This window comes from Flavobacterium psychraquaticum, assembly GCF_034497725.1.
Lineage (GTDB): Bacteria > Bacteroidota > Bacteroidia > Flavobacteriales > Flavobacteriaceae > Flavobacterium > Flavobacterium psychraquaticum.
The window spans coordinates 1-11,889 of record NZ_JAXKVR010000013.1 but is presented as its reverse complement, the minus strand read 5'-3'; the positions used below and the strand labels follow the sequence as shown (position 1 = coordinate 11,889).

Here is an 11,889-nt window from a genome sequence, read left to right as displayed (position 1 = left end):
TTCAACATACATAAATTCATTCTGAATTGACGCAAGTTGAATTAAAGTTACTACGAAACCACAACAACGGTTTTGTTCAATTTTGCAGGTCAGTGTTTTTTTATTTTGGTTGTTTTTTATTTAAAAATTTGTCTATATTTGGAATGGTTTGTGTTTAATCAGCAAAAATGAAACAAAGCCGCGAAACGTTGTAGGTTATAGCTTGAAAATTCGCTTCGAAATCAACTTCTGCCCTATTTTTAAACCGAAAATTCACTTGAAAAACTTTGCGATTTTTGAACTTTGTCGAAAATAATTTTGCGAATATTTTGTGTTTAATGTGAAAACTTAAAACTGAACTTTGTCGAAAAATTTGCGTGAATTGTTTTGCGAAAATTCAAAGAAATAATCAAAAAATTAAATCATTAAAAAATTTAGTTTTTAAGGTAGAAAAACTGAAAATCATTTATTCATCAAATAATTTTTAAATCAGGAAATACAGTTTGACAAAAATGTTTGCTTTGAAAAAAGTTTGCGTGAAGAGTTTAGTGGAAATTCTTTGTGTTGATTATTTTAATTCAACTTACATAAATTCGGTCCGAATTTACGCAGCCTGAATTAAAATTGCTACAACCTACAACAGCGGTTAGCTAAAACCACAAACGCTTGGTCTTTTTTTGGAAAGTTTCTTAATAATTCAAAAAAATGGTTATATTTGAAATGGTTAGTCTTAAATCTTTGTGGCTTCAGCTAGCCGCAAAACGTTGTGTGCAAGGCTAAAGACCTATTCATCCAAACTTTAGCAAACAATTTTTGAAATAAAAATTAATATGTTTGCCCTACCAAAATGTTTTTTAAGACAACAATATTATGGACATTACAAATTTTCCAGAACATTTATTTGAAAATAACTACAAGGAGACATCAGACCTACAAATTGCTAACTACGAAGTTCATAAACATGTTTCCAAAAATAAGATTAACCTAAACAAAAATGTATTCAGTTTTTTGTTGGACGGACAAAAGAACATTCACTTTTCAAATGACATCGTTTCGATAGATGATACACAATCCTTACTCCTTGCATCGGGAAATTTTTTAACAACAGAAATTGTAGGAGCAAATAGTTATAGTTGCCTACTCTTTTTCTTTTCTCAAAAAAACATTAATGATTTTTTATTGAAATATGGGCATTTTTTTAACCCAAATGACTTTAATAAAGCAGCTACCAGTAGTCCTTATTTCCTTATAGAAAAAGACAATTATATTATCCATTTTATTAATTCTATTCAACAAATTTATGGCTTGAATCAAACAATCTCTCAAAAGATTCTGGAATTGAAATTTGAAGAAATTATGCTGTATCTGGCTGATAAGTATGGGCAATTTTTTTTTGTTTATCTACATTCATTGTTAATCAATGAAAGAGAATTATCTTTTAAAATGGTCATTGAAAAAAATCTGTACACGAGTTTGAATATTGATGAGGTCGCTTTTCTATGCAATATGAGCCTGTCTACTTTTAAGCGAAAATTTATACAATTATATCAAGAGTCTCCAGGAAAATGGTTTCAACTAAAACGGCTCAACAAGGCCAAAAAAATATTGCTTAATAATGAAGCGACACCATCAGAAATCTATATGGACTTTGGTTATGACAGCTTATCAAATTTTAGCACAGCCTTTAAAAATGAATTTGGTTACAGTCCAAAAAACATTATGAAAAGTTGACCTTTTTTCATAAGTTTTTGAACTAAATAAAAAAGCCTCACAATCTAAAATGAGCTATATTTGTTAAAAGAAAATTGGTTTAATTTAAAATTAAAAAGACATGAAAAAATTAGGATTATTAGTTCGACTAAAAGCAAAAGCTGGAAAAGAAAAAAATGTTGAAGAGTTTATTACAAGTGCATTGCCACTTGCTAATGAAGAAGCGGGTACTATTACCTGGTATGCGTTCCGTATAGACTCTTCTACATTTGGCATTTTTGACACTTTTTCAGATGAAGAAGGCAGAGAAGCACATCTTGGTGGTAAGATTGCAAAGGCGTTAATGGAAAATGCACCTGAATTGTTGGCTACTTCACCATCTATTGAGAAATTGGACGTTTTAGCGGCTAAATAAACATACCACAATTATTCTAAAATGGCAGCCTGTCAAAGTTCTGTAAATGAATTTGTACAGGCTTCCTATGTTTAAAACAGCGTGGAAATAAATTAAGCTTAGACTGACGAAGAAGCCCAGCACACAACATGGGTTTTGCAAAAGAGCGGGTAAAGTGCTAATCTCAACGTTTGTGCTTTCTATCCGCAAAAACCATTTTTTATTTGCTCAAAAAGTGTAAATTAGCAAATAAAAAAATGGTTTTGCTTACGTCTGTGCAAAGTTGAAAGTTTCTACTTTCTATTCCGCTCCTTCGCAAAGCCCTGAACCGTTGTGCGTAATCCTCTTCGAATGGACTTTTCCCTCACCAATGCATAAGGCTTTTTTGATACGGAAACGGATTATAATAGCGCTTTAAGTCTTTTCGATTGACATCGTTGAAAGTTTCAATTTCAAAACGCTTGGCAGCGTAAAAGACTTAGGCTAAGTTATAAGAAAAATATCAATAAGTCAAGTAAAATTTCATACAAATACTACTTAACAACATAATCAATAATAACTTAGCTTAAACAAGCGCTATTAAAATCCGAGCGATAATCAACAAGCCTTACCCCTATTTTAACAATATAAAGCCGAAACCTTTAAACAATTAAAATAACTTGCATTGGAGCTGTATTGTGAAAAGAATTGCCTAAGGATCATTCTAGAGGACTACGTGGTACATACCAATAGAATTAGAATATTGAGATAGGAATTATCAAACTTCATTAATAGACCACTACGCACAACATCGGTTAAGCAAAATGCCCTAAAATAGTGCCTATCAGAAAATATAGGTGAATATTGAAAATTATTCTTAAATTGCAATCTAATAGTGACGAGGCGGGCACTTGTGCTTAGCCGAGGAACGTTAGCGGTCAGGCTAAAAGACAACCCGTAACAAAATGGAATACTTAGTAAAAGATGAGATATTAGAGTTAAAATATGAACACGGCAAAGGTGCTTGGACTTACCATATCCAAATTCCAAACACAAAGCACATAGTTGGCAAATGGGGTTCAATGAAAGTTGCAGGCACTATTGACAACTATAAAATTGAAAGTATCAACCTCGCAAAACTAGGAGACCAAGACAAACTAATTTCCATCAATGACAAAATCAGAAAAGCAATTAATAAAAGTGGTGGTGACAAGGTTAGGGTAACACTTTACTTACTCACTTCAAAAGAAAAAATTACCGAAAAGGAAATTTTAGAAACATTCAAAGAATCAGGAGTTTTGAAAACCTTTAAAAAGTTGACTGAAGAAGAACAAAAAGAAATCATTGGAAAAATTGCTGCTACAAAATCGGAAGACAAACAAATTAAAGTGATTTTGAAATTTATTGACCAATTAAGCAAAAGCAATGATTAAGCAAAGTTCACTTGACTTCCTTTCAAATCTTAAACTAAATAATTCAAGGGAATGGTTTGAGCAAAATAGGGACTTGTACGAAAATTACAGATGCGACATACTTCAATTGACTGAAAATCTTTTGAAAGAATTATCCAAGATTGACAACTCAATTTTAAAAGCCAGCTTAGACCCTAAAAAGTGCTTGACGAGAGTAAACCGAGATTTAAGGTTTTCAAAAGATAAGACACCATACAAAAATTATGTCTTAATAGTTTTTAACAAGAATTACCCACAGCCTAACAAGGCAGGATATTTTATTCATATAGAACCAGAAAATTGTTCAGTTGGTGGTGGAGTTTGGCAAACAACGCCCGAGTATTTGAAGAAAATTCGTCAAGAGATTGATTATTCATTCACGGACTTCAACAAAACCATAACCACCTCTGAATTTCAAAAAATATTTCCAAACGGAATACAAGGTGTTGGAAAACTTAAAAAAATACCAGACGGCTATAACGAGACTAATCCAGCAAGTGAATTTCTGAAAATGAAAGGATTTTGCACTAAAGAACCGCTCAAGGACAAGGTACTAACAAGTAAAGACTGTATAAAAACTATAATGGACTTTTTTAAAACAACAAAACCAATTATTGAGTACATAAACAAAGCAATTGAGTATGACGAGTAAAAAGCCCGAACCGCTAACACGGGTTTGGCAAAAGTGGCGGTTCAGTGCTCCGCAGACACATTTGTGGTTAATCAAAGTTTGGTTCTCCGCATCAACATTTGTGGTGGAAATCGCCACCTTCGCCAATCCCGAAACCGTTGTGGTTCATAGTTGAAAATTTGTTTTCAAATGAATATTTATTGCAAATTTCAACCTGGATTTAATAAAGCTTTGTGCTAGAATTCTTGAAAGTTTTGCGTCTTTACTTTGGAGAAAATCTTATTTGAAAATTTTGCGATTCTTCAACTTTGTCGAAAATTATTTTGCTAATATTTTGTCTTTAATGTGAAAACTTAAAACTGAATTTTGTCGAAAAGTTTACTTGAATAGTTTTGCGAAAATTCAATAAAATCATCAACATATTAAATCATTAAAACATTTAGTTTTTAACGTAAAGATTCTGAAAATCATTTATTCATCAAAATCATTTTAAAAACAGAAATCAGAACTTTGTCGAAAAGTTTGCGTGAATTGTTTTGCGGAAATTCTTTGTAGAAATTCTTTGTGTTGATTCTTTAAATTCAACATACATAAATTCATTCTGAATTGACGCAAGTTGAATTAAAGTTACTACGAAACCACAACAACGGTTTTGTTCAATTTTGCAGGTCAGTGTTTTTTTATTTTGGTTGTTTTTTATTTAAAAAATTTTTCTATATTTGGAATGGTTTGTGTTTAATCAGCAAAACTAAAACAAAGCCGCAAAACGTTAGCAGATATAATCCCAAAAATGACGAAAATGAAAAAAATAACAACATTTCTTTTACTTTTAACTTTAATGAGTTGTGGAAGTTATACGATGAGTACATTCTATGTAAAAAACACATCAAACAAACCTGTTAGCTTTGACGCATCAGTTATGAAATTTTCACAAAATGGTCCTTACGATATAAACCAAAGCTTTACTGTAAAATCAAATGACAGTGTTTTGGCAAGAAAAGTTTCAATGAGAAATGATGTAAGTCGAGAAAAATGGTTTACTCAATTCAATATTTTTCCAACAGACAGTTTAGAATTTAATGACCCAAAAATTCCGCAAAATTGGGTTAAAACTATTGGAAAAGATGGAAAACCAATTTATACTTTTAACATCGTAAAATAACAAAAAATGAAATCGATATTATTTTTAGTAATTACATTTATTTCAACTCTTTCTTTTAGTCAAGAAAATGATGATTTTGTAAAAAGACTTAAAGCAATTAACAATCAGACAATCATTTTTTATAATGTTGATGGAGTTGATTTTTCAAGTCAGACTTTTAGCAACGAGTTTTCAGAAAAAGGATTAAAAAAACTTTATAGAAAGTATTCCATTAAAGAAAGTGATGTTAAAACAAAAGACGAAACATTAAAAAACAACAATTTATTCATAACAAAATCTGAAAATGTAGCGGAAAATATTAATCAGATTATTTCATATTATTTTGTTGAAAATAAAAACAAAACAGTTTCTGTTTTTTGGTTTGGTTATTATGGTAAACAAAATAAAGATTTTGAAAGAAAATATGTAAATCTAATATTGAACGACGAAATTCCTAAAGAAGTTTTTGAGCCAATGACAATTGAAAGTATAGATTTTGCGGGTAGAAAAATTGAACTTGGTAATAGTTGCAATTGGACAAACATAAATACTGTTCAATGTCCATACTATGGTGAAATGAATTGGTCAGTTCACAAGACAGCAGAAAGTGCAAAAAACTCAATTGATAATCAATTTAACGTAACTAAAAGTAGAAAAGGTGGAAAAGTCCTTTCCGAAGAAGACGTTGACGTAATATTTGAAGAAACTGAAACAAGAGCTAAAAAAGTAATCTACGATTTTACAGGAGCAAAATCGTTACTTGCAGGAATGTCAGGCGGAAAAACCCTAACAATATATTACGTTGCTTGTAAAGTACGAGAAAATTATGTGAGTTGTTGTATGAGTTTTTGGAATAATGACACGATAACAGAAAGTGGCTTGGCACCATTATTAGACAAAGTAATGAAAATAAAAAAATAATTACATCTGCTAACCGCCGTTTGGCAAGATTGCGAATTTTGTGGTAAATTCACGTTTCCGTTTCGCAAGAAATATTATCTTTAACGGAAAAATCTCGGTTACGAAGTTCGCAACCTCGCCAAGCGGCCAAACGTTGTAGCCAATTATGAAAAAACGAACTCAATCAACAAAATTTTCAATTTACATATGGACAATAATTTCGTTATTATTGGGCTGTAAGTCAGTTGTTGTATTGCCAAGCGTAAAGTACAATCAATATGAAATTGGGAAATCAGTCAGTTATAATAAAGATACTTTAAATATTAAGTTGAAAAATCCATTGCATTGTCCTCTTAGAGTATGGTTTTTTTCTTCTGACGAACAAACGCAAAAGGAATTCGATAAAATAATACCTATAACACTAAACTCTGTGAGTGACACAATTGTGACTTTTGTAAATATTCAAAAAAAATACGAGAAAATTAGATTTAGTTCAAGATTGGGAGATATTTCAAAAAAGGTTGAAAATATTAAACTTGATTTACCTTTTACTAAAAATAGAAAATATACAATTATTCAAGAAAATAATACAAATTTCACGCACAACTCAGATTGGTCAAGATTTGCATTAGATTTTGACCTTAAAACAAATGACACTATTTGTTCGGCAACAGATGGATTTGTTGTGGGAGTTGTAGATAAATACAAATATTCTGGAAAAGGTTCAGAATGGAAACCTTATGCAAATTACTTAACAATATACGAACCAACTTCAGGTATCTTTACCCAATATGTTCATTTAGTAGAAAATGGAAGTTTAGTAAAAATTGGCGACAAAGTAAATCGTGGACAAAAAATCGCGTTATCTGGAAATACTGGACAAAGTACTGAAGAACATTTACATTTTAGCTCTCTTGTACCTGTAAACAATGATGATGGTTTAAAATCAATACTTATAGAATTTGTTGGTGGAATAAAAGCAACAAACCTGAAAAAAGGAGACGTATTGAAAAAATAACTGGCTACAACACAGGTTTTGCAAGATTGCGGTTTTTGTGCTTAATTTAAAGTTGTTTTTGTATCTTTGAATTCAGTGTTTAACCGATAGTTTCGGCTTCTTTAGTCCGCAACCACGCAAAGCCTGGGAACGTTGTGCAACATTTATGAAAAAAACTGAAAATAATGAAAATCAATTACAACAAAACAGAAAATTCTATTGAAATAAAAGATGAACTTAAAAATCATTATTTCATGTTAATGGTCGTAATGATATTGAATTTAATAAATGCTATTATCCGATTAACAAAATTTACTAAATCAGAATTTGGAATTGAAGAATTTTTTTGGTTAGCAATAGGTATTATCTCTTTAATCTCTCTATATTTATATTTCTTTAAAAGATCCACAGCAGAAAAAATTAAAGTTGATGAAATTAAAAAACTAACTGAAAAAAATGTATTTGGAAATAAAAGATTCTCACTAGATCTAAAAAATGGTAAAAGAAGAATTTTAGGTAGTTTTAACGAAAATGAAATAATTGAATTACGTTTACTTTTAACAGATATTGGAGTTTTAAAGTAATAAGTTCACATATTAGAAAATAATTAAATTTTTTAAAAGAAACTAAAAACAAAAAAGTTTAATCGTCGCACAACAGCAGTTAAAAGTAATGGCTTTGGCAAGGGCATACTTCAGAATTTTCTCCGAAAATTCAAAAGTTTGCGTTATATTTGTTTTGGCTTGGTTTTGGCTCGTCGCCACTTCTTTTAGCTGCAAAACGTTAGCAGTCAGCTTATAACAAAAACCATCTAAAAAATAATTAAATAATCTAAATATGACTATTAAAGAATTAAATATCAGACAAGACATTTCAACTGACAACAAATTAAATAGAATTTATACTCAATTTAACGAACTTTTGAACGAGTTAAGAAAAAAAGAATTAAACGAAAATGTTGAAATATCTATAAATGAAAGTATTAACAATCTAAATTCATCAACTCTAAGTGGAACTCAATTGACTAAACTTGTGAAACAAAAACAAACAGCAATCTTAAAACAAGTTGAAAAAGAACAGAAAATAGTACCCAAAAATTATTACCGAACAATGTGGATGCTATTTGGAATGAGTGGAATTGGCTTGCCAATTGGAGTCGCTTTTGGACTCAGTATTGGAAACATAGGACTTCTAGGGCTTGGACTTCCAATTGGAATGGCTATTGGACTTGTCATTGGTATGTCATTGGACAAAAAAGCTTTGAATGATGGACGACAACTCAATATAGAAATTAAAAATTGATACAATAAAAAGCCGAACCGCTAACATCGGTTTGGCAATATGGCGGCTGAAGTGCTTCTATTAAACATTTGTGCAAGGTTCAACGGCAGTAATTCTATTGAGCTTTTGTGCTAATAATCCGCTACATCGCCAAGACGAAAAACGTTACCAGCAATATTTCGGAAACCGTAGAAAAATTCATTTTAAAATATGTTTGACAAAAAATTACTTATTGGAAAAGAAGTTGCTGAACTTTATATTGAATTGTCTGCTTATAAAAACAAGTTAAACTTATCGAATGCTTCATTTGAAATAATTTTAAGTATTTCTAATGGAAAAGAAAATCATAATGTTCGTCTAATAGCTGACAATAACTTAGTAGAACTAAAATTCGGCAAAATAGAAGATAAAATATATGCTTCTCTTGATGAAATTTTAAATGGTCAAGAAATAGATACTTTTATAACTGTTGATTTAACTAAAAATATTCATTTTGAAAAATTTGTAAATCAAAAAATTAAAAATGTTGAGTTTGAAAAATATGTTGATGTCGAAATTAATGGAATGAGAATAACATTAGAAAACGATTCTGTTTTCGAAATTTTTCCAAACGCATATATGACAAGTGGACATTTTTATGATGTCTTTGAATATTTTCCAGAAAAAATTAAATATTTAGCTAACGAAACCATTTGGGAATAAAAAATACTGCTGGTAACAGCCGTTTAACCGTAATACGCTTGTGAAGTATATTTTATTGATACTCACGAAAATTAAAATTCCCTTAGTACAACATAAGTACAACAAATCAGAAACTTTTTACCGAACTATAAATACCCAATTGATTAAGCTGTGCTTGGCGGTTTAATGTTTGGTATTCTGCGAGCTTGCCGCAGTAATAGTTATTTGTTGCTTTTGCATACCCATTGATCAAAAGCAAATCATTTAAACATTCTCCTCCTGGTAATATTACATATCCTAATTGCCTGTTCCAATAATCATAGAAGCTCTCCTGTTCTGTAATGATAGTTACAGTCGTTTTTGGAGGTGCAACCGATAAAACGAAGTGCAAGGATTGCAAACCAAATTGGAGCAATAATTGGGCTGGTAAACTGCTTTTCTCTTCATCCTCTATCATCTTCCTATTTAGTTTTACTTCTGGTGCATCTAAACCATAAAGTCGGATTTCTTTTTTCATTTGAGTGAAACGATGGCAAATGATGATGCTATCTCCATCAAGTACTTCTTCAATTTGCCAATGGATTTCCACTATGTACGGTGCTTTTGCGTTGTATTGCATTGATTTACAGTTATTTAAGTTATTGATATTCAAAGATAATCATTGAAATTTGTCTTATGAATTTTATCTAATTATTAACTTTTTAAATCTTAAAAAAATGGCAAGACAAAAAGGTGTTATTAAGTACGTTGGAACTCTTGGAGATATCCGACACTTCAAAATTAAAGGCCAGGAAGGCTACTTCGCTGGAATGGTTGGTGGACCAACTGGAGACCAAGTATTATCTGCTCCTGAATTTGAGAGAACTCGTGAGAATATGAACGAATTTGGTGCTTGTGCCAAAGCCGGGAAATCTGTTCGAACTGGTTTATCTCAAGTAATGAAACAAATGGCCGACAGCCAAGTTACTGGAAGATTAACTTCTATTATGAAGAAAATCAACCTTGAAGACCAAACGGAAGCCAGAGGTTACCGTAAAATTGAAATTACTACACAACGTAGTTACTTGAAAGGTTTTGAGTTTGACAAAAACACATCTTTCAACGGAATTTTCAACGCTCCTTATTCTTTAACTCACGAAGTTGACAGAACAAGTGGAGATTTTGTTGTGGCTGCTTTTAATCCAGCGAATTTGGTTAATGCTCCATCTGGTGCAACGCATTTCCGTTTGATTACTTCACTTTCTGTAGTGAGTGATTTTGAATACAACGCTACCACAAACAGTTATGATCCTATGGATGCTGACTTGAATGAGGTAAACGATATTCAATACAGTGGTTTCTTGGATTTGTATGCTCCAGTTCCTGCAACTACATTAACTGCAACTTTACCTGGTGGAGCAACTCCAACAGTAAATGTTACTGTTTTACAATGTATCGGAATTGAGTTCTACCAACAAGTAGGTGGAAATTTCTACTTGTTTGCAAGTGGAAACTGTTTGAAAGTCGAGGATGCTTTTTAGAAAAAACTCCAAAAAATCTCTCGCCAAAAACGAGAGATTTTTTATTTAAACTCAAATCTATTACAATTATGGAAAGCAAAATAATAAGAGTAGCACAAGGAAAGGAAAGTACATTGAGCCAGTTATACATTAACGGCATCTTTCAATGTTATTTGTTAGAAGATAAAATTAGAGAAGTTAAAATACCTTCTCAAACTGCCATTCCAAAAGGTATTTTTAGTTTGAAGTTGAACACTATTGGAGCTAAAAATGTGGATTATAAAAAAGCATTTGGAAAGCTGCACGAAGGAATGATTGAGATTTCGGGTTTACCCAACTTCAGCTTTGTGTATATCCATACCGGAAATACCATAAAAGATACTGCCGGTTGTCCGCTTTGTGGTTTTGGTTTCCAGTTTGTTGATGGTAATTATCAAGTTGCTCAAAGTGTGGCAGCTTACAAAATGATTTATCCAAAATTGGTAGCACTGGCAAGAGAACCAAACAACAAAATTGTAATTGAAAATAATTTTCAATTTTAAAAAGTATCACAAATGGAAAACATAAACATCATCGCTACACTTTTTGGAACACTCATCACCTTACTACTCTCGATTGTGGCTTATTTTATCAAGCAATTGCACACCGATTTTAAGAGTATGGAAAAAGATTTGGTTGAAGTGAAAACGATGGCTTTTGTAAATCGTCAGCAAAAAGTGGACTGATTTAGACAAAAACTAAGAGAGTGTTTTCAAAAATTATTAACTTTGAAATAGTATGAAAACACCTAATAAAAAAACAGCAGAGAATTTCATCAAAGAGATTCGTAGAAATACACGAAGAATCTTTAGTTCCGAACAGAAAATCCAAATTGTCATGGAAGCTTTACGAGCAGAAATGTCAGTTGCAGAATTGTGTAGAAAGTATTCCATTAATGAATCTCAGTTTTACAAATGGAACAAAGAGTTTTTAGAAGCTGGTAAAAAGCGTTTAGCAGGTGATACCACAAGAGAAGCTACCAGTGATGAAGTAGCAGAACTCAAGAAAGAAAATCAGGCTTTAAAAGTCATGATTGCCGATTTAGTTTTACGCTACGATATTGTAAAAAAAAGCTTGGATATGCTGGATTAACTGAAAAGTTTAAGAAATATATGCGACTTACAGTATCCGAAAAACAAGAAATCATTCACATGGTAACGCGTTCAGAAATTGGCGTAAATCGAACACTTCGGGAGATTGGAATCAA

15 protein-coding genes are annotated in these 11,889 nt (G+C 31.4%); 14 read left to right on the top strand and 1 reads right to left on the bottom strand.

Going from position 1 to position 11,889, the window contains the following annotated elements:
• The first annotated feature begins 849 nt into the window (after positions 1-849).
• The 10 genes from T1L09_RS00385 (at position 850) to T1L09_RS00340 (ending at position 9,165) form a co-directional block, all read left to right on the top strand.
• Entirely contained in the window at positions 850-1,710 is an 861-nt protein-coding gene (locus T1L09_RS00385; RefSeq protein WP_322548947.1) for a helix-turn-helix domain-containing protein, read from the top strand.
• A 100-nt stretch (positions 1,711-1,810) separates the two neighbouring features.
• Complete coding sequence (locus T1L09_RS00380; RefSeq protein ID WP_210791346.1) at positions 1,811-2,104, top strand: putative quinol monooxygenase; 294 nt, start codon at positions 1,811-1,813, stop codon at positions 2,102-2,104.
• Between the two features lie 923 nt (positions 2,105-3,027).
• On the top strand, positions 3,028-3,495 hold the full coding sequence (locus T1L09_RS00375; protein ID WP_322548960.1) for a DUF1905 domain-containing protein: 468 nt from the start codon (positions 3,028-3,030) through the stop codon (positions 3,493-3,495).
• The gene (locus T1L09_RS00370) at positions 3,488-4,165 is read left to right on the top strand and encodes a DUF2461 domain-containing protein (protein ID WP_322548959.1); all 678 of its coding nucleotides are present in this window, start codon (positions 3,488-3,490) and stop codon (positions 4,163-4,165) included. Before T1L09_RS00375 ends, T1L09_RS00370 begins: the two co-directional genes overlap by 8 nt.
• Before the next feature lie 778 nt (positions 4,166-4,943).
• Complete coding sequence (locus T1L09_RS00365; protein WP_322548958.1) at positions 4,944-5,306, top strand: hypothetical protein; 363 nt, start codon at positions 4,944-4,946, stop codon at positions 5,304-5,306.
• Between the two features lie 6 nt (positions 5,307-5,312).
• Entirely contained in the window at positions 5,313-6,206 is an 894-nt protein-coding gene (locus T1L09_RS00360; protein WP_322548957.1) for a hypothetical protein, read from the top strand.
• Positions 6,207-6,351: 145 nt separating this feature from the next.
• On the top strand, positions 6,352-7,203 hold the full coding sequence (locus T1L09_RS00355; protein ID WP_322548956.1) for a M23 family metallopeptidase: 852 nt from the start codon (positions 6,352-6,354) through the stop codon (positions 7,201-7,203).
• A 164-nt stretch (positions 7,204-7,367) separates the two neighbouring features.
• Positions 7,368-7,766 carry a hypothetical protein gene (locus T1L09_RS00350; protein WP_322548955.1) on the top strand — a complete coding sequence of 133 codons (399 nt, stop codon included), beginning with the start codon at positions 7,368-7,370 and terminating at the stop codon, positions 7,764-7,766.
• Positions 7,767-8,019: 253 nt separating this feature from the next.
• The gene (locus T1L09_RS00345) at positions 8,020-8,484 is read left to right on the top strand and encodes a hypothetical protein (RefSeq protein WP_322548954.1); all 465 of its coding nucleotides are present in this window, start codon (positions 8,020-8,022) and stop codon (positions 8,482-8,484) included.
• A 189-nt stretch (positions 8,485-8,673) separates the two neighbouring features.
• On the top strand, positions 8,674-9,165 hold the full coding sequence (locus T1L09_RS00340; protein ID WP_322548953.1) for a hypothetical protein: 492 nt from the start codon (positions 8,674-8,676) through the stop codon (positions 9,163-9,165).
• 106 nt (positions 9,166-9,271) lie between these two features.
• On the opposite strand, the gene T1L09_RS00335 is transcribed toward T1L09_RS00340, so the two are convergent.
• Complete coding sequence (locus tag T1L09_RS00335; RefSeq protein ID WP_322548952.1) at positions 9,272-9,763, bottom strand: thermonuclease family protein; 492 nt, start codon at positions 9,761-9,763, stop codon at positions 9,272-9,274.
• Positions 9,764-9,860: 97 nt separating this feature from the next.
• On the opposite strand from T1L09_RS00335, the gene T1L09_RS00330 reads away from it, so the two are divergent.
• The 4 genes from T1L09_RS00330 to T1L09_RS00315 all read left to right on the top strand — a co-directional run bounded on the left by T1L09_RS00330 (position 9,861) and on the right by T1L09_RS00315 (position 11,774).
• Positions 9,861-10,664: a hypothetical protein gene (locus T1L09_RS00330; RefSeq protein WP_322548951.1), complete on the top strand. Its 804-nt coding sequence runs from the start codon at positions 9,861-9,863 to the stop codon at positions 10,662-10,664.
• A gap of 68 nt (positions 10,665-10,732) precedes the next feature.
• Complete coding sequence (locus T1L09_RS00325) at positions 10,733-11,185, top strand: DUF5675 family protein (RefSeq protein WP_322548950.1); 453 nt, start codon at positions 10,733-10,735, stop codon at positions 11,183-11,185.
• Positions 11,186-11,197: 12 nt separating this feature from the next.
• Entirely contained in the window at positions 11,198-11,368 is a 171-nt protein-coding gene (locus T1L09_RS00320) for a hypothetical protein (protein WP_322548949.1), read from the top strand.
• A 52-nt stretch (positions 11,369-11,420) separates the two neighbouring features.
• Complete coding sequence (locus T1L09_RS00315; protein WP_322548948.1) at positions 11,421-11,774, top strand: transposase; 354 nt, start codon at positions 11,421-11,423, stop codon at positions 11,772-11,774.
• The last annotated feature ends 115 nt before the right edge of the window (positions 11,775-11,889 follow it).

What these genes read in the sequence shown, in the direction of transcription:
- T1L09_RS00385 (WP_322548947.1), top strand. Translation starts at nt 850, where the DNA reads ATGGACATTACAAATTTTCCAGAACATTTATTTGAAAATAACTACAAG.
- T1L09_RS00380 (WP_210791346.1), top strand. Translation starts at nt 1,811, where the DNA reads ATGAAAAAATTAGGATTATTAGTTCGACTAAAAGCAAAAGCTGGAAAA.
- T1L09_RS00375 (WP_322548960.1), top strand. Translation starts at nt 3,028, where the DNA reads ATGGAATACTTAGTAAAAGATGAGATATTAGAGTTAAAATATGAACAC.
- T1L09_RS00370 (WP_322548959.1), top strand. Translation starts at nt 3,488, where the DNA reads ATGATTAAGCAAAGTTCACTTGACTTCCTTTCAAATCTTAAACTAAAT.
- T1L09_RS00365 (WP_322548958.1), top strand. Translation starts at nt 4,944, where the DNA reads ATGAAAAAAATAACAACATTTCTTTTACTTTTAACTTTAATGAGTTGT.
- T1L09_RS00360 (WP_322548957.1), top strand. Translation starts at nt 5,313, where the DNA reads ATGAAATCGATATTATTTTTAGTAATTACATTTATTTCAACTCTTTCT.
- T1L09_RS00355 (WP_322548956.1), top strand. Translation starts at nt 6,352, where the DNA reads ATGAAAAAACGAACTCAATCAACAAAATTTTCAATTTACATATGGACA.
- T1L09_RS00350 (WP_322548955.1), top strand. Translation starts at nt 7,368, where the DNA reads ATGAAAATCAATTACAACAAAACAGAAAATTCTATTGAAATAAAAGAT.
- T1L09_RS00345 (WP_322548954.1), top strand. Translation starts at nt 8,020, where the DNA reads ATGACTATTAAAGAATTAAATATCAGACAAGACATTTCAACTGACAAC.
- T1L09_RS00340 (WP_322548953.1), top strand. Translation starts at nt 8,674, where the DNA reads ATGTTTGACAAAAAATTACTTATTGGAAAAGAAGTTGCTGAACTTTAT.
- T1L09_RS00335 (WP_322548952.1), bottom strand. Translation starts at nt 9,763, where the DNA reads ATGCAATACAACGCAAAAGCACCGTACATAGTGGAAATCCATTGGCAA.
- T1L09_RS00330 (WP_322548951.1), top strand. Translation starts at nt 9,861, where the DNA reads ATGGCAAGACAAAAAGGTGTTATTAAGTACGTTGGAACTCTTGGAGAT.
- T1L09_RS00325 (WP_322548950.1), top strand. Translation starts at nt 10,733, where the DNA reads ATGGAAAGCAAAATAATAAGAGTAGCACAAGGAAAGGAAAGTACATTG.
- T1L09_RS00320 (WP_322548949.1), top strand. Translation starts at nt 11,198, where the DNA reads ATGGAAAACATAAACATCATCGCTACACTTTTTGGAACACTCATCACC.
- T1L09_RS00315 (WP_322548948.1), top strand. Translation starts at nt 11,421, where the DNA reads ATGAAAACACCTAATAAAAAAACAGCAGAGAATTTCATCAAAGAGATT.